The organism is Chitinivibrio alkaliphilus ACht1 (genome assembly GCF_000474745.1).
GTDB classification, from domain to species: Bacteria; Fibrobacterota; Chitinivibrionia; order Chitinivibrionales; family Chitinivibrionaceae; genus Chitinivibrio; species Chitinivibrio alkaliphilus.
The window spans coordinates 1-577 of the sequence record NZ_ASJR01000079.1 but is presented as its reverse complement, the minus strand read 5'-3'; the positions used below and the strand labels follow the sequence as shown (position 1 = coordinate 577).

Here is a 577-nt window from a genome sequence, read left to right as displayed (position 1 = left end):
AGTACGATACGCCACATCGGAGGCATCCCGCTCAAAAACAGGACTTTCAAAGACAAGGCGCAGAGATGTGCCAAAGGGGATCTCGTCGCCCTCTGCTTGGGCAGATTTGCCCTGCACCAGTGCCCCATCTACATGGGAGGTGGTAAAGGAGTGGGCGTGAAGCGGGGCCTCTTTTTCACGAAGGCGGTAGTGCCATAGATGATACACCCCTTGATACATTTCGTGAACCGCCACGGCCTGCACTCGGGAGGTTTCATCCAGAACAAGGGCCTCGCCAGTATAGAGGGTTCCGTTATCTTCACTGATGTCTTCACCACTGCCGTCATCTATGAGGTAATAGATATCTGCACCTTCAACACGATTCCCATCTTCATCCTCTGCCCACAGAACAACCGTGGTGTCAAAGTAAAATTCCACCGTATCGGCCGGATCTTCATACCCCGCATCGGCGTAGATACGTAGGCGGGGAAGGATACTCTCATAGAGCCAGGTAGAATCTTTGGTGGCGTAGGCATCTCCCACGGCACGAGCCCGAAGCGTAGCATTGCCCTGTATCTCCACCTCTCCCGTATGCCCC

The 577-nt window shown here is 54.2% G+C and carries 1 protein-coding gene; it reads right to left on the bottom strand.

What is annotated here, in order from left to right; translation table 11 throughout:
* The coding region (locus tag CALK_RS13110; protein ID WP_034638434.1) for a hypothetical protein at nt 1–577 on the bottom strand (577 nt) is incomplete at both ends.